Genomic DNA, 20,649 nt, shown 5'->3' with positions numbered 1-20,649 from the left:
CCTTAGTGCTTCGGCCGCAGCCAGAGCGCGCCGAGCGGGGGCAGGTCGAGCACCGCGGATGCCTGCAGGCCGCCCCACGGGGCATCCGTCGCCTGAACGACGCCCATGTTGCCGACGCCCGAGCCCCCGTACTCGAGAGCGTCGGTGTTGAGCAGTTCCTCCCACTCACCCGCGAGCGGCATGGGCAGCCGGTAGCCGGGGTGCGGCACTCCTGCGAAGTTCATCACGCAGACCAGGGGATCGCCGTCGCCGCGCCTGGCGAACGCCACGACGTTGCCCTGGGCGTCGCCGCCGTCCAGCCATTGGAAGCCACGCGGGTCATGGTCGTAGAGCCATAGCGCAGGCTCAGCCCGGTAAATGGCGTTGAGCCGGGAGACGAGGTCCCACAGGCCGCGATGCGCCGGCTGGTCGAGGATCCACCAGTCGAGTCCGCGCTCCTCGCTCCATTCGGACGGCTGCCCGAACTCCTGCCCCATGAACAGCAACTGCTTGCCGGGGTGCGCCCACATAAACGCCAGGTACGCGCGCACATTCGCCAGCTGCTGCCAGTGGTCGCCGGGCATTTTCGAAAGCAACGATCCCTTGCCGTGCACGACCTCGTCGTGACTGATCGGAAGCAGGAAGTGCTCGCTGAACGCGTACACGAACGAGAACGTGATCTCGCCGTGGTGGTACGAGCGATACATCGGATCCTCGTGCATGTACTGCAGCGAGTCGTGCATCCAGCCCATGTTCCACTTCAGGCCGAACCCGAGCCCGCCGGCGCTCGTCGGGGCCGTGACCCCTGGATATGCCGTCGACTCCTCCGCGATCATCACGATGCCCGGGTTGCGCTTGTACGCCGTGGCCGTCGCCTCCTGCAGAAACGCGATCGCTTCGAGGTTCTCCCTGCCACCGTGGATGTTCGGCATCCACTCGCCCTCTGCCCGCGAGTAGTCGAGGTACAGCATGGATGCCACGGCGTCGACCCGCAGACCGTCGACGTGGAACTCCTCGAGCCAGTACAGCGCATTGGCGACCAGGAAGTTGCGCACCTCGGGCCTGCCGAAGTCGAACACGTACGTGCCCCAGTCCATCTGTTCGCCCCGCCGCGGATCCGGATGCTCGTACAGCGCCTCCCCGTCGAAGCGGGCGAGCGCCCAGGCATCCTTCGGGAAGTGCCCTGGCACCCAGTCCATGAGCACGCCGATGCCGACTTGGTGCAGACGGTCGATGAGGTACCGCAGGTCGTCCGGATGCCCGAACCGGCTCGTCGGCGCGTAGTACCCCGTCACCTGGTAGCCCCACGATCCACCGAACGGATGCTCGGACAACGGCAGGAACTCGACGTGCGTGTAGCCGAGGGGGAGCAGGTAGTCGATCAGAGCATCCGCTGCGTCTCGATAGCCGAGGCCGGGCCGCCACGAGCCGAGGTGCAGTTCGTACACGCTCATAGGACCCGTGTGCGGGTTGCGTGAGGCACGCTCGCGCATCCATTCGCCGTCGGTCCACTCGTAGCCGCTGACGCCGACAACCGAACCGGTGGCGGGCGGCACCTCCGTGAACCGGGCAACCGGGTCGGCCTTCATGTTCCAGTGGCCGTGCCTGTCGCGCAGCTCGAACTTGTATACCGTGCCAGGGGACACGCCTGGCGCGAACAGCTCCCATACCCCGCTGCCGCCCATCGAGCGCATCGCGTGGCCGACGCCGTTCCAGCCGTTGAAGTCGCCGACGACGCGAACAGCTGTGGCATTCGGCGCCCACACCCGGAACGCCGTGCCGCTGGCACCCTCGTGCTCCCCGTAGTGAGCGCCGAGCGCGTCCCACAATCTTTCGTGCCGGCCTTCGCCGATCAGATGCAGGTCGAGCTCTCCGATGGTCGGGGTGAACCGATACGGATCGTCGGCTGTCCAGACGGAGCCGTCGTCGTAGCGGGCCTCGACCAGGTAGGGCTGAGGGCCGAGCACGCTCACGCCCTGCCAGATGCCGTAGCCGACGTGGGCCAACGAGACCTTTGCACCGGTCGAGAGCACAGCCGTGACCGCATCGGCCAGGGGACGCAACGCGCGGATCACCGTCACTCTGTCCGCGACACCCGGCGCGGCCACGAGGTGCTGCCCGAGGACCTCGTGGGGTGCGTGGTGGCGACCTTCCGCAAGGGCTGCGAGCAGCGCATCGTCGAGCGCTGGGGCCTGGATGGCTGACGAGCCGTCGGCATGCTGATTCTCCCCGCCCTTGCCCGCGGTGGCAGCCGCCGCCGATTCCGGTTTCGCCGGTGGCACCGGTTCCACTCCGCGTGGCTGAGGAGCGGCATCCGCCCGCGCTTCCGGTTCCAGCCCGGTTGCGGGAGCGGTGGGGTTCTCGTTGTCAGACATCAGACCGCCTTCACGCTGGGTTCTTCACGGTGAGGATGTGCACGGGCTCGTAGAAGGCATCCAGCCGCACGTAGTTCGCCGCGCCCCAGGTCCACGTCTGCCCGGTGACGGCATCCGTGACCTCGAACTCCCCGTCCGGAGGCAGGTCGAGCGCCTGGAGGTCGAGATGCACGGTCGTCTCCCGCACCGAGTGCGGGTCGACGTTGGCGACCACGATGACCGTGTCCGCGGCACCCGTTCCCGTGAATTCCGCGGGCAGGTGCTTGCTGTACACGAGAACCGCGTCGTCTTCGCTGGCGTGCACGGTGAGGTTGCGGAGTTGACGCAGCGCAGGATGCTTCCGCCTGGCGTTGTTCAGCATGGTCAGGTACGGCGCGAGCGAGTCGCCTCTCGCCTCCGCGCCCGCGAAGTCGCGCGGCCGATACTCGTACTTCTCGTTGTCGATGTACTCCTCGGCGCCGCTCCTGGCCACCGACTCGAAGAGCTCGTAACCGGAGTAGACCCCCCACAGCGGCGCACCCGTCGCAGCGATCGCCGCGCGCACCTTGAACGCAGGCCTTCCCCCGAACTGCAGATACTCGGTGAGGATGTCCGGCGTGTTCACGAACAGGTTCGGCCGCAGGTAGTCGCTCGTCTCATGGGAGATGGAGGCGAGGAACTCCTCGAGCTCCTCCTTCGTGTTGCGCCACGTGTAGTACGAGTACGACTGCTGGAACCCCGCCTTGGCGAGCGTTCGCATCATCGCCGGGCGGGTGAAGGCCTCGGCGAGGAACACGGCATCCGGCTCCTCTGCGTTGATCGTGTGGATCAGCCATTCCCAGAACACCACGGGTTTCGTGTGCGGATTGTCCACCCGGAAGATGCGGATGCCGAGGCGCATCCAGTGCCGCACGATGCGCAGCACTTCGGCGCGAATGCCCTCCGGATCGTTGTCGAAGTTGACCGGGTAGATGTCCTGGTACTTCTTCGGCGGGTTCTCCGCGTAGGCGATCGAGCCGTCGGGCAGCGTGGTGAACCATTCCGGATGCTCACGCACCCACGGATGGTCGGGTGAGGCCTGCAGTGCGAGGTCGAGCGCGACCTCGAGCCCTGCCTTCCTCGCCTTGGTCAGGAAGCGTTTGAAGTCGGCCTCGGTGCCGAGGTCGGGGTGGATGGCGTCGTGGCCCCCTTCGGCGCCGCCGATGGCCCATGGCGAGCCGGGATCGTGGTCACCGGCGTGCAGGGTGTTGTTGGGGCCCTTCCTGAAGTACCGCCCGATCGGATGGATCGGCGGCAGGTAGACCACATCGAAGCCCATCGCCGCGATGTCGGGTAGACGAGACTCGGCCGTGCGGAAGGTGCCGGAGCGCCATGAGCCGTCGGCGTTGCGCACCGCTCCGACCGAGCGTGGGAAGTACTCGTACCACGCGCCGACGCCCGCTGCTTCCCGTTCGACGAGGAGTTCGTGCTCGCGGGATGCCGTCACGAGGCTCCGCACCGGATTCCGCGTGAGGTAGTCGATGACTCCGTGCTCGGCGAGAGCGTCCAGTCGCTCGATCGCGGGCGTGCTGTCGTCGACGAGGGCCGCGACCTCCCGGGCGAGCCACGAGCGCACGTCGCCTTCGCCGTCGGGGGCAGGATCCGTTGTGTTTTCCGGGTCGACCGCTGCGCGATTCACGAGCTCGGCTCCCATGGTGAGCATCAGATCCACGTCGATGCCGGCCGGCACCTTGATGCCCGCCGCGTGCCACCACGTGGCGACGTCGTCCGCCCATGCCTCGATGCGGAAGCGCCACAGACCCTGCTCGTTCAGGAGGGCCGTGGTTCCCCAGCGATCCATGCCAGGCGTGAGCTCGTGCATCCTGCGCTTCACCGTCACTCCGGATGGCGCGACCAGCACGAGCTCCACCCCGATGAGGTCATGCCCCTCCCTGAACGCGACCGCCGAGAACGGCACCACCTCGCCGACGTAAGCCTTCGCCGGCCATGCGTCGTTCTCGACGACGGGAGTGACATCGAGGATGGGCAGGCGGCCGAGCACCGGTCGGTACTCGCTCCGTACTGGGGTCGCTGTCCTGCTGCGGGAACGGGACGGGCGTGACGACGTGGCCGGCATGCTCCGACCGTAGCGTGCCCGATCGGTGAAATCGCCTCCTTGCTTTCGGCGGCGAGTGGCGCATAAGGGCGCCGGCTGAGTGCGAGTTCACACTACGGACATGAGCGATGGGTAGGGTGGCGCGAGTGAAGGCCATCCGACGATTCACTGTCCGCGCTGTCATCCCGGACTCCCTGCAAGCACTCGACGAACTCGCTTCCAATTTGCGTTGGTCGTGGCACGAGCCGACCAGGGATCTTTTCCGGCACATTTCAGACGACCTGTGGCGAACGACCAAGCACGACCCGATAGCGCTGCTGGGGGCCGTGAGTCCTGAGCGCCTAGCCGAGCTTGCGGCAGATGAGGGGTTCGTGGGGTGGGCGAACGGCCTTCGTGACGAGCTGCGCAGGTACATCGGCGAGCCGCGTTGGTACCAATCGCTACAGGATGCCCCGCCGGCGATCGCCTACTTCTCGCCCGAGTTCGGCATCGCAGCAGCGCTGCCGCAGTACTCGGGCGGCCTCGGCATCCTCGCGGGCGACCACCTGAAAAGCGCGTCCGACCTTGGGGTTCCGCTCATCGGGGTTGGCCTGTTCTACGCGCACGGCTATTTCGAGCAGTCGCTGACGACCGACGGATGGCAGCAGGAGAGCTATCCGGTGCTCGACCCGGACGGCATGCCCCTGTCCGTTCTGCGCCACGCCGACCGCACACCGGCCATCGTCGCGCTGGCGATGCCCGACGGACGCACGCTGAGCGCGCGCATCTGGACCACGCTCGTCGGACGCGTGCGACTGCTGCTGCTCGACACGAACATCCCCGACAACGACGACGACCTGCGTACCGTCACAGACAGGCTGTACGGCGGCGGGGGCGAGCACCGCCTCCTGCAGGAGCTGTTGCTCGGCATAGGAGGGGTGCGAGCCCTTCGCGTTGCCGCCGGCCTGCTCGGCGGACCGGCTCCCGCCGTCTTCCACACCAACGAGGGCCACGCGGGCTTCCAGGGACTCGAGCGCATCGCTGAACTCATCGGCGACGGCCTCACGTTCGACCAAGCGCTCGAGGCCGTTCGCGCCAGCACGGTGTTCACCACGCACACGCCTGTGGCAGCGGGAATCGACAGGTTCGAGGCATCCCTCGTGCGTCGGTATTTCGAGGCGCACGAGTTGCTGCCCGGCGTCGGCGTTGACGACGTGCTGCGGTTGGGCAAGGAGGACTACGCCGGCGGCTCGACGGACGTCTTCAACATGGCGGTCATGGGACTGCGCCTGGGACAGCGTGCGAACGGCGTGTCGAAGCTGCACGGCAACGTCTCGAGGCACATGTTCTCGGGCCTCTGGCCGGGTTTCGACTACGACGATGTGCCCATCGGTTCGGTGACGAACGGAGTGCACGCGCCCACCTGGACCGACCCCCTCCTGCTGGAACTGGCGCAGAACAGGCTGGGTACATCCGACACCACGCATGCTGACTGGCTCTCGCCCGGGTTGAGCGACCACGAGCTGTGGAGCGTGCGGGGCAGGATGCGCGAGAACCTCGTGAAGGATGCCCGTGCGCGGCTCGACTCCGAGTGGCGCCGCGCGAGCCGCAGCGCGATGGCACCAGCCTGGGTTTCGCAGGTGCTCGACCCGAGCGTGCTCACCATCGGCTTCGCGAGACGCGTGGCCACCTACAAGCGTCTGACGCTCATGCTGCACGACAAGGCGCGCCTCACACGCCTGCTGAACGACCCGGACCATCCGGTGCAGCTCGTCATCGCGGGCAAGGCGCATCCGGCGGACGACGGAGGCAAGCGCCTCATCCAGGAGCTCGTCGAGTTTGCGTCGGCACCCGAGGTGCGCAAGCGCCTCGTCTTCCTGCCCGACTACGACATCAACATGGCGCAGACGCTCTACCCCGGTTGCGACATCTGGCTCAACAACCCGTTGCGTCCGCTCGAGGCGTGCGGCACCAGCGGCATGAAGGCAGCGCTCAACGGCACGCTCAACCTCTCCATCCTCGACGGATGGTGGGCGGAGTACTTCGACGGTGAGAACGGCTGGGCCATACCCTCCGCAGACGCGGCGGGCGATGCTGCGGAGCGCGACGCCCTCGAGGCGAATGCGCTCTACGACCTGATCGAGAATCAGATCGCGCCGCGCTTCTACGACCGCAACGACGAGGGGGTGCCCATCACCTGGATGCAGCAGGTGCGGCACACACTGAAGACGCTGTCTCCCGAGCTCAGCGCCGACCGCATGGTGGGTCAGTACGTCGACGAGCTGTACGTTCCGGCGTTCAGGGAGGCGACCGCGCTCGTGGCCGATCGGTACCAGGGCGCCCGCGACTTCGCCTCCTGGAAGGAACGGGTGGTCAAGGCGTGGCCCGGCGTCGCTGTCGTGCACGTGGAGTCGGGCGGAGTCGACGCCGTGCCGCAGGTGGGTGATCTGCTGCGCCTGCGCGCCCATGTGGAGCTTGGGACTCTGACGCCTTCCGACGTCACTGTCGAGGTCGTCTATGGCCGAACAGGCGAGGACGAGCAGCTCGCGGATGCACGACGGGAGCGACTGGAGCCGAACGACGGCGGCTCCGGATCGACTGTTGCGTTCGTTGGTGTCGTGCCGCTGGACCGCTCAGGCTCTTTCGGGTATACGGTCCGGGTCGTGCCGAACCACCCGGCGATGGCGAATCCCGCCGAATTGGGTTTGATCGCGACGGCGGAGTGACGCCGAGGGCATGGCTCACCGCGCGATGGCTGCCGACCGACCCTGCGTGACGAGGAGCAGGTCGGCCGGCGTCAACTCGACGTCGAAACCGCGGCGACCGCCCGAGACGTAGATCGTCTCGAAGGCGGTGGCCGAGGCGTCGAGCACCGTTGTGAGCCGTGTCTTCGCTCCGATCGGAGAGATGCCGCCCACGACATAGCCGGTCTTGCGTTCGGCCAGCGCCGGGTCGGCGAGCGAGGCTCGCTTGGCGCCGACCGCCGATGCGAGGGCCTTCAGGTCGAGCTGCCGGGTGACCGGCAGGATTCCCACGACCAGGCGAGAATCGGCATCCGCCAGAAGGGTCTTGAAGACGCGGTCGGCTTCCACACCCAGCTCGCGGGCGGCTTCGACGCCGAACGACGTGACCAGCGGATCGTGCTCGTACGTGTGCGAGGCGAAGGGGATGCCTGCGCGCGTCAGAGCGACGGTCGCGGGAGTTCCCGCCGACTGCTTCGACCCGGCCGACCGTCTCGCCACAGCGCGATCAGTCGTGAGCCCGGAACAGCTTCATCGAGGTCGGTTCCAGCCGCACCGTCTGGCCCGGGGCGAACTCGGCCCCCATATCCGACACCGTCTCTTCGGCGCTGTCCCACAACAGCGTGTAGCAGGCGACGCCTTCGTGCGCGGGAAGCGTGACCGTCGTCTCCGTCTCAAGGCCGTGCACGACCAGGAGAATGCGGTTGAACTCTTCGAACTCCGGCGTCGAGGCCGCGAGGTACTGCAGAGTGCGGTTCTCCGGCGAGTCCCAGTCCTCTTGGGCCATGGTGCTTCCCGCCGCGTCGTACCAGTCCAGCTGGCTCGCGCTCGGCACGGTCTCGCCGAATTTGCCGAATCGCACGGGCCGGAGTGCGGGGTTCTCACGGCGGAGCCGGATCAACTCGGCCGTGATCGCCGCGAAATCACGCTGGCGCTCGTCCCAGTCCCATCGGAACCAGGTGAGCTCGTCGTCGTGGCAGTACGCGTTGTTGTTCCCCGACTGCGTCCTGCCGTACTCGTCGCCGGCCGTGAGCATCGGGATGCCTGCCGACAGCAGCAGCGTTCCCATCAGATTGCGAGCCGCCTTGCGCCGCACCGAGAGGATTGTCTCGTCGTCGGTCGGCCCCTCCACCCCGTGGTTGAACGAACGGTTGTCGTCGGTGCCGTCCCTGTTGTTCTCCCCGTTGCCGAGGTTGTGCTTCTCGTCGTAGGAGACGAGGTCGGCGAGCGTGAATCCGTCGTGGGCGGTGACGAAGTTCACCGACGCCAGCGGACCCCGTTCGGGACTGAACAGGTTGGACGAGCCGGCGAGACGGGTGGCGAACGAACCGATACCCGTCGGTGCCGCACCCTGGGCTCGTGCATCGGCGATGTCGGGCAGCCAGAACGAGCGCACCCGGTTCCGATAGCGATCGTTCCACTCGTGCCAGCCGTTCGGGAACCCGCCGGTCTGCCAGCCGCCTGGACCGACATCCCACGGCTCCGCGATGAGCTTGACGCCCTCGAGGTAGGGGTCGTCGACGATCGCGTTGAGGAGTGAATGGTCGTTGTCGAACTCACCGGTCTCGTCACGTCCTAGCGTGGCGGCGAGATCGAATCGGAACCCGTCGATCTGCACGTCGTCGGCCCAGTACCGCAGCGAGTCGAGCACGAGTCGCCGCGCGATGGTGTTGCCGTAGTCGATGGTGTTGCCGACACCGGTCGTGTCGATGTAGGAGCCGTCGGCGTTCTGCCGGTAGTACGTGGCGTTGTCGATGCCGCGCAGGCTCGTGGTGGGCCCGCCCAGGCCCTCTTCTGCGGTGTGGTTGTAGACGACGTCGAGAATGACCTCGAGGCCCGCCTCGTGCAGCAGCCGGACCATGCCCTTGAACTCGCGCAGCACGGCCTCGGCACCGGATGCCTGCGCCTGCCTCGTCGCGTAGGGCGCGTGCGGCGCGAAGAAGCCAAGAGTGTTGTAGCCCCAGTAGTTGGTGAGACCCAGTCGCGCCAACCGCTGCTCCGTCACGAATGCGTGAACCGGCAGGAGCTCAACGCTCGTCACACCCAGACGCGTCAGGTGCTCGATGGTCGACGGGTGCGCGAGGCCTGCATACGTGCCGCGCAGCTCGACAGGCACTGCTTCATTCAGGGCGGTGAGGCCCTTGACGTGCGCCTCGTAGACCACGGTGTGGTCACGAGGGACGCGAGGCTTCGACGTTCCTGCCCAGTCGAACGTTCCGTCGACGACGACCGAGCGCCACTCCTTGGTCCCAGAACGCAGCAGACCGCGTGAGTACGGGTCGATGAGCACCTTGCGTTCATTGAAGTGGTGCTCGGGCCCGCGGGGGCCGGAACATCTGATGTTGTACCGCGTACCCGGCTTCAGATGCGGGGACTGGGTGGTCCACACGTCACCGTTGCCCCGTTCGAACGGCACGCTCTCGACCATCCAATGCTGATCCGAGTCATCGAAGATGAGCAGTTCGATCGCCGTCGCGTTCTTCGAGTACACCCCGATGCGCCCGCCTTCCCCGGTGGCGCGCACACCGAGCTCTGACAGGGGATCGTCGCTGGGCATGCGTCCTACAGTAATTCGTATGCCGGTCTACCTTGACCACGCCGCCACCACCCCCGTTCTGCCAGAGGCGATCGAGGCGTACACACGCGCGCTGAAGGAGGTCGGCAACCCGTCGAGCATCCACACGGCCGGTCAGACGGCCAAACGCACGCTCGAGGATGCCCGTGAGCGCGTCGCCCACGCCCTCGGATCCGAGAGCATCGAGGTGGTGTTCACCTCAGGCGGCACGGAGGCGATCAACTCCGCTGTGAAGGGGCTGTACTGGGCGGGAGAGGCGCGCCGTGCCATGCGCATCCTGGTGCCGGAGGGCGAGCATCACGCCACCCTAGACACCGTGGAGTGGCTTCACGCTTACGAGGGCGCCGAGGTTGAGTGGATCCCGCTCGACGAACAGGGCTTCGTTCGTCTGGACGCGCTCGAGGATGCCCTCGCGCGCGACCCGGAGACCATCGCGCTGCTCACCTTCCTCTGGGCGAACAACGAAGTCGGCACCGTGCAGCCGGCCGAGCAGTTGATCGCAGCAGCGGCATCCGCAGGTGTTCCGGTGCATGTGGATGCCGTGTCGGCGTTCGGCCATCTCCCCATCGATTTCGCCACGATGCGTTCCCGCACGGGTTCCAAGGGCAACGCCGGGCTCGTGGCCCTCAGCGTGTCGGCGCACAAGGTCGGTGGCCCCGTGGGTGCTGGGGCGCTCGTGCTCTCGAGGGACGCCAGCATCGTCCCGCTCATCCACGGGGGCGGGCAGCAGAGGCAGGTGCGCAGCGGTACACAGGACGTGGCTGCTGCCGCGGCCTTCGCCGTTGCAGCAGCGGCCGCAGAGGAGAACCGGCCGGCGGAGACGCGGCGTCTGGCGGCGCTTCGCGACAGGCTCATCCGCGGCGTGCGCACCCTTGTTCCTGGTGCTGTGCTCAGCGGTCCGGATCCGCTCTCCGCCCACGAGGGGGGCTCGGATGCCCGGCTCGTGTCCAACGCGCACTTCACGTTCCCGGGTTGCGAGGGAGACTCCCTGCTGTTCCTGCTCGATGCAGCGGGCGTCGAAGTGTCCACAGGTTCGGCGTGCCAGGCGGGCATCCCGGAGCCGTCGCACGTGCTGCGTGCCATGGGGCGAAGCGAGGACGAGGCCCGAGGGGCTCTGCGCATCACCCTCGGACGCACCTCGACCGATGCCGACGTGGACGCACTGCTCGCGGCACTCCCTGGGGCGTACGCGCAGGCATCCCTCGCCGGCCTGGCAGCCAGGGAATCGTCCTTCGGAGCGCGTTGACGGGCGCCACTCGGCACTCAGGCGCGGTTTCGTAGACTGAGGCGCATGCGTGTTCTTGCGGCGATGAGCGGGGGAGTCGACTCCGCGGTGGCGGCTGCCCGTGCTGTGGACGCCGGACATGACGTGGTCGGGGTGCACCTGGCGCTGAGCCGAATGCCTGGCACTCTGCGCACCGGTAGCCGTGGATGCTGCACCATCGAGGATTCGATGGACGCGCAGCGGGTGGCGAACCTGATCGGCATCCCCTACTACGTGTGGGATTTCTCCGAGCGGTTCAAGCTCGACGTGGTCGACGACTTCATCGCCGAGTACTCCGCGGGGCGAACTCCCAACCCGTGCTTGCGCTGCAACGAGAAGATCAAGTTCGCCGCGCTGCTCGAAAAGGCGCTCGCGCTCGGCTTCGACGCCGTGTGCACGGGCCACTACGCCAGTGTCGTGACGGATGCCCACGGAAACCGCGAGCTGCACCGTGCGGCAGCGTGGGCGAAGGACCAGTCGTACGTTCTCGGCGTCCTGACGGCCGACCAGCTGGCGCACGCCATGTTCCCGCTCGGCGCGACGCCCTCGAAGGATCTTGTTCGCGCAGAGGCCGCCGAGCGCGGCTTCACGGTCGCCTCGAAGCCGGATTCGCACGACATCTGCTTCATCCCGGACGGCGACACCAGGGGCTGGCTCGCGGAGCACGTGGGAGCGGCGCCGGGGAACATCGTCGATCGCGAGGGCGCGGTCGTCGGCAATCACGAAGGGGCGACCGCGTACACCGTCGGTCAGCGGCGGGGCCTCGGCATCACCGTTCCAGCGCCGGACGGGCGTCCCCGGTTCGTGCTCGAGGTCCGGCCGAAGGAGAACACGGTGGTCGTCGGACCGAAGGAAGCTCTCGACATCGCCGAACTCGCCGGCGCCCGCATCACGTGGGCCGGGCTCGCTCCCGAGGATGCCGGCACTCCGTTCGCGTGCGAGGTGCAGATCCGCGCCCACGCCGACCCGGTTCCCGCCACCGCCTTCCTGCGCGACGGTGAGCTCGTCATCAGACCGCAGACCCCGATCAACGGCGTGGCGACGGGCCAGAGCGCCGTGGTGTACGTCGGAACCCGTGTGCTCGGGCAGTGCACCATCGACCGCACCGTCAGTGCGGTTCCGGTGAACGCGTAGCCGTCCAGAACCGATCGTCCGTCGTGCTCGTCCTCGCATCGAGCATCGCGCGACGTGATGGGTACGTTCTCGCTCAGATCGGCAGGGCTGAGCCCATTCCCGCGACGAAGGCCGTCAGCAGCCTGCGTCCCTCGTCCCACTCGCCAAGGCGGCTTGCTCTGTTGAGATGCCCGTGCGGACCCACGTTCACGACGGGTGACCCCCACCACGAGCTCAGCTGAGCGAGGTGTTCGAGCGAGGAGTACGGGTCGTCCTCCGACGCGACGATGACGGAGGGCACACCGAGCCTCGTTCGTGGGGCGCTGAAACCTGTGGCTGCCGACGGGAACGCGGGCGCCTCCTCGTCGGGAGGGGCCACGAGGAACGCACCGGCTGCGCGCCCGCCGCCGACGATCCACGACGCGACCGCGAGGCATCCGAGGCTGTGAGCGACGAGCACGTCGTCGTGACGCGTGATGCGTTCGATCGCCGCCATCCAGTCTTCGCTCCCCGGCTCGGTGAACGAGGCGGGGGCGATCCGCACCGCGGTACTGCCCAGAGAGTGCTGCCAGATGGACTGCCAGTGATCATGCGGAGAGTCGTCGATGCCCGGCACGATCACGATGCGCATGACACTCTCCTCACAGGCAGACCGGCCATAACGCATTCTGCCGGATTACTCGGCAGCGTCGGCGGCGGCTCCTAGTATGGCGACGTGACGGACATCCCCGCAGACTTCGACTCCGCCCGCGCCGAATCCGAGACGCTCCGCGAACGCATCGAGCGCAACAGGGTTGCGTACTACGAGGGTGGGAGCCTGGTCAGCGACGCCGAGTACGACGCCGACATCCATCGGCTCGAGGCCGTCGAGCGCGAATATCCCGAGCTTGCTGGGCAAGACAGCCCGACCCAGACGGTGGGGGCCGACATCGCATCGGCCGGTTTCCCCCCGCACCAGCACGCCGAGCGCATGCTCAGCCTCGACAACGTCTTCAGCGTCGACGAGTTGCGGGACTGGGCGACGAAGACGCAGGATGCCGCGGGTCACCCGGTCCGCTGGCTCACCGAGGTGAAGATCGACGGTCTCGCGATAAGCCTTGCGTACCGGGACGGGGTGCTCGAAACCGCGACCACGCGTGGCGACGGCACGGTGGGCGAGGACATCACCGAGAACGTGGACTGGATACCTGTCATCCCGCCGCGGCTGCAGGGCAGTGGATGGCCGGCCTTCTTCGAGGTGCGTGGAGAGGTCTTCCTGAAGACCGCTGACTTCGAGTACCTGAACGAACGTCAGCATCAGTTGCAGGAGCAGTACGCCGCCGAGCAGCGGGCCAAGGGCAGGTCGGACGAGGAGATCAAGACCCGCTACCCGGAGTTCGCGAATGCGCGCAACACGGCGGCCGGAAGCCTCAGGCAGCGACGGGAGAACAAGTCGCAGCAGGAGATCGCGCTCATGCAGGAACGCCAGGGCCGCCTGTCGCTCTATCTGCACGGCATCGGGGCATGGGACAACCCTCCGGTGACGACGCAGTCGGAGATCTACGACCTGCTGCGCGCATGGGGATTGCCCGTGTCGCCGCACAACCGGGTTCTCGACGATGTCGACGAGGTCGCCGCCTATATCGGCGAGATGGGGGAGAAGCGGCACTCGCTCGAGCACGAGATCGACGGTGTCGTGATCAAGGTCGACGACCTGGCCACGCACGATGAGTTGGGCGCAACAAGCCGGGCGCCGAGGTGGGCGATCGCGTACAAGTACCCGCCGGAGGAGGTCTTCACGAAACTGGTGGACATCCTTGTGGGCATCGGCCGAACGGGCCGGGCCACGCCGTATGCGGTCATGGAGCCGGTCAAGGTGGCAGGCAGCACGGTTCGGCAGGCAACGCTGCACAATCAACAGGTCGTGAAGGCCAAGGGCGTGCTCATCGGGGACACCGTGGTTCTGCGCAAGGCGGGCGACGTCATCCCTGAGGTGCTCGGTCCGGTTCTGGAACGGCGCGACGGCTCCGAGCGCGAGTTCGCGATGCCCCGCAACTGCCCGGAGTGCGGAACCGAGCTCAGGCCCGCGAAAGAGGGCGACATCGACCTGCGGTGCCCGAACGCGCGCGCCTGTCCTGCGCAGGTGCGAGGACGGGTCGAGCACATCGGGGGCAGGGGAGCTCTCGACATCGAGGCGTTGGGCGAGGTTGCGGCTGCCGCGCTGACTCAGCCGCTGCATCCGCCGATTCCGCCGCTGCCGACCGAGGCCGGTCTCTTCGACCTCACGCTCGAGCGCATCTTCCCCATCGAGGTGATCGTGCGCGACCCGGAGACCGGGCTGCCGCGGCAGGTCGACGACGACGAGCCGGGTCGCGAGCTGGTGACGGCCGACGGAGTCACCATCAGGGTGCGCACTGACACGCCGTTCAGGCGGCAGCGCCGGGCGACGGGAAGGGATGCCGACGGTCCCTTCGATCCGAGCTCAATGGGGTTCAGGGGCGACGAGCGATACGTGCCGTCAAAGCTCGCCCACGAGATGCTGGCGAACATCGAGGCGGCGAAGCAGCGCGAGCTGTGGCGCTTTCTGGTCGCACTCAACATCCGGCACGTCGGACCGGTCGCGGCGCGTGCCCTCGCGTCGTGGTTCGGGTCCCTCGACGCCATCCGCTCGGCGAGCAGGGACGAGCTGGCAGCCGTCGACGGCGTAGGGGGCATCATCGCGGATGCCGTGCTGGACTGGTTCGAGGCCGACTGGCACCGGGAGATCGTCGAGCAATGGACGGCATCGGGCGTGCCGTTCGCAGTGCCTGGGCATCCAGGGCCGGGCAGAGCAGGCGAGGCATCCGGCCCGCTCGCCGGCCTGACCGTGGTGGCGACCGGTTCACTCGAGGGCTTCAGCAGGGAGGGTGCCACCGAGGCGATCATCGCCGCTGGCGGCAAGGCGGCCTCGAGCGTCTCCAAGAAGACCGACTACGTTGCCGCGGGGCCGGGTGCCGGCTCGAAGCTGGCGAAGGCGGAAGAGCTGGGGATCCCGATCATCGACGCCGAGCAGTTCAGGCTGCTGCTCGAAGGGGGTCCTGCCGCGCTTGCCGGCACGACGCGTACAGGCTCCGCGGATGAGGCCGCGAATAGTTGACGGGCGACGAAGCCCGGTCGCGGGGCGCAACTGAGGAGCCCGAGGGTGTTGCGGAACGCTCAGATGGGCCCGTGAACGCGCCGAACGAATCGGAGGGGGAACCGGAGCGCTCGGAAGACGCATCAGCTACTTCTCGTCGCTCGTTCCTGCGTGGCGCCGGCATTGCGGCTGCCGGGGCGGCAGCGGGAGGCATCGTAGGCGGGGTGGTGGGCGGCGTCGTCGGAGCATCCGTTGGGCGTGCCAGCGTGCGCTCGGAGGTGGGGCCGGAACTCGCTGCGCTTCCCGTTCCGTCCAAGGCGGGGTTCGACCATCTGGTCGTGATCATGTTCGAGAACCGGTCGTTCGACAACATTCTGGGGTTCCTGTACGCAGACGAACGCCCGGCACGAGGCCAGCGCTTCGAGGGCCTCGATGTGCGACGGGACAGCAACCGCGATCCCCTCACAGGGCAGGACATCCCGGTGCATGTGTACAACGGCACCACTGACTTCGTCATGAGTCAGCCGCACCCCGACCCGGGTGAGGAATATCCCTTCGTCAACCAGCAGCTCTTCGGCACCGTCGACCCACCCGACAACGAGGGCAAGTTCTTCTGGGAGATGAAGCCGCCGTTCAATGCACCGCCGGACGGCCGGCGCGCCGACATGAGCGGCTTCCTCGCCGACTACATCAACCATCTGCGCATCGATCGGGGCGGGGCGACGCCGACGATCGACGAATACCGGCACATCATGGGCGCGTTCGATCCGACGATGCTTCCCGTGTTCTCCACGCTGGCACGCGAGTTCGCCGTCTACGACCACTGGCACTGCGCCGTACCGTCGCAGACGTTCTGCAACCGCTCGTTCTTCCACGCTGCTACCTCGCACGGGTTCGTGACCAACAACGGCAGCGGAGGCTTCCGCAAATGGTTCGAGGTGCCGCGCGACGCACCCACCATCTTCAATCGGCTTGAGGACGCGGGCGTCGACTGGGCGGTGTACTTCGACGACAACCAGTTCCTGTCGTTGACCGGCTTCATCCACGCGCCAGCTCTGCAGCCCTTCTGGAAGACCGAGCACTTCCGCACCATGACCCGGTTCTACGACGACGTGAAGCACGGCATGCTGCCTGCGTATTCATTCGTGGAGCCGCGCATGACGTACGACCACAATGACATGCATCCGCCCGTCGGGCCCCTGACGGCGACGGATGTCGACGGCCACCTGATCGAGAGCGGCGCCATCTCCGACGTGCGCGCCGGGGAGGCACTTCTGCACCACGTCTACTCGTCAATCAGAGAGAGCGCTTCGGTGAAGGGCTCGAACGCCATGAACACAATGCTGTTCGTCACCTTCGACGAGCACGGCGGCCTCTACGACCACGTGCCACCGCCGGCGGCCACGCCTCCCTCGGCGCGCATTGGCGAGACCGAGATGGGCTTCGGCTTCGATCGGCTCGGCGTGCGAGTGCCCGCTTTGGCGATCTCGGCCTGGACAGCTAAGGGCCACGTCATAGGCGAGACCATGCACCACTCCAGTGTTGCGGCGACCCTGGAGAAGAAGTACGACCTCAAGGCGATGACCAGGCGCGATGCGGGTGCGCCGACCATCGACAACGCCGTCACGCTCGGCACGCCGCGTCAACCCGGCACCTGGCCCCAGACCCATCCGCAGTGGATTCCACCCAACCCGGAGGCCGGCCCACCGGTGGAGGGACCGGACGGCGACCGCCCGCTCGGGCCCCCTGGCGTCGGGCTGCTCGGCATGCTCATCGCGCACTACGGAGGCGACGAGACCAAAGTTCCGCGTACCTACCGGGAGGCCTACGAGCTCATCGGCGTCTCAGGGAAGGGGCTGTTCGGAACGGACGCCCGGTCCACGCCGTCGTCACCCAGTGCCGCGCCAACCGGACCCCGGCCGACGCAAGGGTGACCTTCCCGCACGCCGAGGCGGGCATGCGTGCCGAATAGACTGGATGCCATCCCTCGAACCGAAATCAAGCGACGGAGACGCATGCCCGACATCAGTGCTGTTCAGATCACTGCCGACCAGGTCAGGCATCTGGCCGAACTGGCCCGCATCGACCTGAGCGAAGCCGAGTTGAGGAGCCTCACGGCCGAGCTCGGCCACATCGTCGAATCCGTGGCGAAGGTGAGCGAGGTGGCGACGCCCGATGTGCCGGCCACGAGCCATCCCATCCCGATGACGAATGTGTTCCGCGAAGACGAGGTGCGGCCTGGGCTGAGCGTCGAGCAGGCATTGTCCGGCGCGCCGGACCGCGAGGGCGACTACTTCCGCGTGCCGCCGATCCTGGACGAGGAGGCCTGATGAGCGACCTGACCAGGCTCAGTGCGGCCGAACTCGCGAGCAAGCTGCAGGCATCCGAGATCTCAAGTGTCGAGGCCACGCGTGCGCACCTCGAGCGCATCGAGGCTGTCGACCCCGACGTGCATGCGTTCTTGCACGTGGCGTCCGAGCGGGCTCTCGCGACGGCCGATGCGGTGGATGCCCGGCGCGCGGCAGGTGAGAGGCTCGGCCCGCTCGCGGGCGTGCCGATCGCGATCAAAGACGTGCTGTGCACATACGACATGCCTTCGACGTCTGGTTCGAAGATTCTTGAGGGCTGGGTTCCGCCGTACGACGCCACCGTGGTGCGCAAGCTGCGCGAGGCGGACCTCGTGCCGCTCGGCAAGACCAATATGGACGAGTTCGCGATGGGCTCATCGACCGAGCACTCCGCGTTCGGCCCGACCCGCAACCCCTGGGACCTGGAGCGGATCCCGGGAGGCTCGGGCGGCGGTTCCGCCGCGGCGGTCGCTGCTTTCGAGGCGCCACTCGCGTTGGGGAGCGACACCGGCGGCTCGATCCGCCAGCCGGCTGCCGTGACGGGTTCCGTCGGGGTGAAGCCCACGTACGGCGGGGTGAGTCGTTACGGCGCCATCGCGCTCGCCAGTTCGCTCGATCAGGTGGGTCCGGTGTCGCGAAGCGTGCTGGATGCAGCCCTGCTGCACGACGTGATCGCCGGCCACGACCCGCTGGACTCCACCTCGCTCGAGGAGGAGTGGCCCTCGATGGCGGAGGCGGCGCGGGCCGGGCTGCGCGGCAACGCGCTCAAGGGCCTGCGCGTCGGCGTCGTCAAGCAGATCGCCGGCAGCGGCGAGGGCTTCCAGCCAGGTGTCAAGCAGCGCTTCGACGAGACGGTGCAGCTCCTGACCGCTGCGGGCGCCGAGGTCGTCGAGGTTTCGGCGCCGAGTTTCGAGTACGCGGTGGCCGCGTACTACCTGATCCTGCCCGCCGAGGCATCCAGCAACCTGGCGCGCTTCGACTCGGTGCGCTTCGGCCTCCGGGTGACGCCAGATGGCGCGCCGGTGACGACCGAACGCGTGATGTCGGCCACGCGCGACGCTGGTTTCGGCGCGGAGGTGAAGCGCCGCATCATCCTCGGAACCTACGCACTGAGCGCCGGCTACTACGACGCGTACTACGGCAGCGCTCAGAAGGTGCGCACGCTCATCCAGCGCGACTTCTCCTCGGCCTTCCAGAAGGCGGACGTGCTGATCAGTCCCGCCGCTCCGACCACCGCGTTCAAGCTCGGGGAGAAGATCGACGATCCGCTGGCGATGTACCTCAACGACATCACGACGATCCCGGCGAACCTCGCAGGCGTTCCCGGCCTGTCTCTTCCGGTCGGGCTCGCCCCTGAAGACGGGTTGCCCGTCGGCCTGCAGATCATGGCACCCGCACGGCAGGACGCCAGGCTGTACACGGTGGGCGCCGCACTCGAGCAGCTGCTCGAGGCCGGTTGGGGGCATCCGTTGCTCGCTCAGGCCCCGCAACTTGCCGAGACCGAGATGTTCGCGAGCGAGGAGGGAGCTGTCTGATGGCGAAAGACGCTCTGATGGACTACGAGAAGGCTCTCGAACTGTTCGAACCCGTGCTCGGCTTCGAGGTGCACGTCGAGTTGAACACGAAGACGAAGATGTTCTGCGGATGCGCCAACGAGTTCGGCTCGGGCCCCAACGCAAACACCTGCCCGACCTGCCTCGGACTCCCGGGAGGACTGCCGCAGGTGAACCACAAGGCGGTCGAATCGAGCATCCGGCTGGGCCTCGCGCTGGGCTGCGACATCGCGGAAAGCTCGAGGTTCGCGCGCAAGAACTACTTCTACCCAGATACCTCGAAGAACTTCCAGACGTCTCAGTACGACGAGCCCATCGCGCACGACGGGCAGGTGACGATCGAGCTGGAGAGCGGTCGTCAGGTGACCGTGCTCATCGAGCGAGCGCACATGGAAGAGGATGCAGGCAAGCTCACGCATGCCGGTATCTCGGGGCGCATCCAGGGCGCGGAGTACTCGCTCGTCGACTACAACCGCGGCGGAGTCCCGCTCGTCGAGATCGTCACGAAGATCATCGAGGGCGTCGACGCCGATGCGCCGGAGGTCGGGCGGGCGTACGTCGCGCACATCCGTGAGCTCGTGAAGGCGCTCGGCGTCTCGAACGCGCGCATGGAGGAGGGCAACGTGCGCTGCGACGCCAACGTGTCGCTGCGCCCCCGCGGCTCGAGCCGGCTCGGCACGCGCACCGAGACCAAGAACGTCAACTCGCTGCGTTCGGTCGAGCGGGCGGTTCGGTACGAGATCCAGCGGCAGGCCGCCATCCTGGATGCCGGCGGCACCATCACGCAGGAGACGCGGCACTGGCACGAAGACACCGGCACGACGTCGGCGGGCCGTCCGAAGAGCGACGCCGACGACTACCGGTACTTCCCGGAGCCCGACCTGGTTCCCGTCGCGCCCAGCAGGGCATGGGTGGAGGAGTTGCGTACCACCCTGCCTGAGCCGCCGTCGGAGCGCCGCGCAAGGCTGCGGGAGGCATGGGGCTTCACCGCGCTCGAGTTCCAAGACGTCGTCAATGGCGACCTGCTCGACGTCGTCGAAGCGACCGTGACGGAGGGAGCGGCGCCCGCTGCCGCCCGCAAGTGGTGGACCGGCGAGATCAGCCGCATCGCGAACGCACGAGGAGCGTCGGCACCGACCCTGGTGTCTCCGTTGCACGTGTCCGAGCTCGTCGCGCTCGTCGAGAACGGTGATCTGACAGACCGTCTCGCTCGCCAGGTACTCGAAGGCGTCATCGACGGTGAAGGCTCGCCCACCGACGTGGTCGAGGCGCGCGGCCTCAAGGTCGTCTCCGACGACGGCCCGCTCATCGCGGCCATCGACGACGCGCTCGCTGCGCAGCCCGACGTGCTGCAGAAGATCCGCGACGGCAAGGTGCAGGCAGCAGGAGCCGTTATCGGCGCCGTCATGAAGGCGATGAAGGGCCAGGCGGATGCGGCACGCGTGCGTGAACTCGTGCTGGAGCGCGCCGCGCAGTAGGCGTCGAAAAACGTCCACGCGCGAAATGTCGGATTGCCCCATGGGCGTGCGACGTGTGTATGAGTGAACGACGAAA

13 protein-coding genes are annotated in these 20,649 nt (G+C 67.5%); 8 read left to right on the top strand and 5 right to left on the bottom strand.

The annotated features are described in order from the left end of the window. Positions 1-2: 2 nt before the first annotated feature. Together glgB and ACO2Q7_RS02940 are read right to left on the bottom strand one after the other, a co-directional pair. Positions 3-2,354, bottom strand: a complete 2,352-nt coding sequence (glgB, locus tag ACO2Q7_RS02945; RefSeq protein WP_423354138.1) for a 1,4-alpha-glucan branching protein GlgB — start codon at positions 2,352-2,354, stop codon at positions 3-5. 10 nt (positions 2,355-2,364) lie between these two features. Beyond that, positions 2,365-4,449: an alpha-1,4-glucan--maltose-1-phosphate maltosyltransferase gene (locus ACO2Q7_RS02940; RefSeq protein WP_423354137.1), complete on the bottom strand. Its 2,085-nt coding sequence runs from the start codon at positions 4,447-4,449 to the stop codon at positions 2,365-2,367. Positions 4,450-4,574: 125 nt separating this feature from the next. On the opposite strand from ACO2Q7_RS02940, the gene glgP reads away from it, so the two are divergent. Then, a complete protein-coding gene (glgP, locus tag ACO2Q7_RS02935; protein WP_423354136.1) occupies positions 4,575-7,133 on the top strand; it encodes an alpha-glucan family phosphorylase in 2,559 nt (852 codons plus the stop codon). Between the two features lie 15 nt (positions 7,134-7,148). On the opposite strand, the gene ybaK is transcribed toward glgP, so the two are convergent. Continuing rightward, entirely contained in the window at positions 7,149-7,649 is a 501-nt protein-coding gene (ybaK, locus tag ACO2Q7_RS02930; protein ID WP_423354135.1) for a Cys-tRNA(Pro) deacylase, read from the bottom strand. Positions 7,650-7,656: 7 nt separating this feature from the next. Then, positions 7,657-9,705 carry a glycogen debranching protein GlgX gene (gene glgX / locus ACO2Q7_RS02925; protein WP_423354134.1) on the bottom strand — a complete coding sequence of 683 codons (2,049 nt, stop codon included), beginning with the start codon at positions 9,703-9,705 and terminating at the stop codon, positions 7,657-7,659. Positions 9,706-9,724: 19 nt separating this feature from the next. On the opposite strand from glgX, the gene ACO2Q7_RS02920 reads away from it, so the two are divergent. Together ACO2Q7_RS02920 and mnmA are read left to right on the top strand one after the other, a co-directional pair. Further along, positions 9,725-10,969 (top strand): cysteine desulfurase family protein, encoded by a 1,245-nt coding sequence (locus tag ACO2Q7_RS02920; RefSeq protein WP_423354133.1) that lies wholly within the window; start codon positions 9,725-9,727, stop codon positions 10,967-10,969. Positions 10,970-11,014: 45 nt separating this feature from the next. Then, on the top strand, positions 11,015-12,121 hold the full coding sequence (gene mnmA / locus ACO2Q7_RS02915) for a tRNA 2-thiouridine(34) synthase MnmA (protein WP_423354132.1): 1,107 nt from the start codon (positions 11,015-11,017) through the stop codon (positions 12,119-12,121). A 73-nt stretch (positions 12,122-12,194) separates the two neighbouring features. On the opposite strand, the gene ACO2Q7_RS02910 is transcribed toward mnmA, so the two are convergent. Further along, complete coding sequence (locus ACO2Q7_RS02910; protein WP_423354131.1) at positions 12,195-12,731, bottom strand: RBBP9/YdeN family alpha/beta hydrolase; 537 nt, start codon at positions 12,729-12,731, stop codon at positions 12,195-12,197. Positions 12,732-12,815: 84 nt separating this feature from the next. Between ACO2Q7_RS02910 and ligA the strand changes: the two genes are divergently transcribed. From ligA to gatB, 5 genes are all read left to right on the top strand, one after another. Continuing rightward, entirely contained in the window at positions 12,816-15,215 is a 2,400-nt protein-coding gene (gene ligA, locus ACO2Q7_RS02905; protein ID WP_423354130.1) for an NAD-dependent DNA ligase LigA, read from the top strand. A gap of 71 nt (positions 15,216-15,286) precedes the next feature. Beyond that, entirely contained in the window at positions 15,287-17,128 is a 1,842-nt protein-coding gene (locus tag ACO2Q7_RS02900) for an alkaline phosphatase family protein (protein ID WP_423354129.1), read from the top strand. An 81-nt stretch (positions 17,129-17,209) separates the two neighbouring features. After that, a complete protein-coding gene (gene gatC / locus ACO2Q7_RS02895; protein WP_423354128.1) occupies positions 17,210-17,524 on the top strand; it encodes an Asp-tRNA(Asn)/Glu-tRNA(Gln) amidotransferase subunit GatC in 315 nt (104 codons plus the stop codon). Beyond that, entirely contained in the window at positions 17,524-19,077 is a 1,554-nt protein-coding gene (gatA, locus tag ACO2Q7_RS02890) for an Asp-tRNA(Asn)/Glu-tRNA(Gln) amidotransferase subunit GatA (RefSeq protein ID WP_423354127.1), read from the top strand. Before gatC ends, gatA begins: the two co-directional genes overlap by 1 nt. Further along, complete coding sequence (gene gatB, locus ACO2Q7_RS02885; protein ID WP_423354126.1) at positions 19,077-20,573, top strand: Asp-tRNA(Asn)/Glu-tRNA(Gln) amidotransferase subunit GatB; 1,497 nt, start codon at positions 19,077-19,079, stop codon at positions 20,571-20,573. Before gatA ends, gatB begins: the two co-directional genes overlap by 1 nt. Positions 20,574-20,649: the final 76 nt, after the last annotated feature.

This window comes from Rathayibacter sp. KR2-224 (genome assembly GCF_049446075.1).
In the GTDB taxonomy this organism is placed as follows: Bacteria; Actinomycetota; Actinomycetes; order Actinomycetales; family Microbacteriaceae; genus Humibacter.
This window is presented reverse-complemented; position numbering and strand designations above follow the sequence as displayed.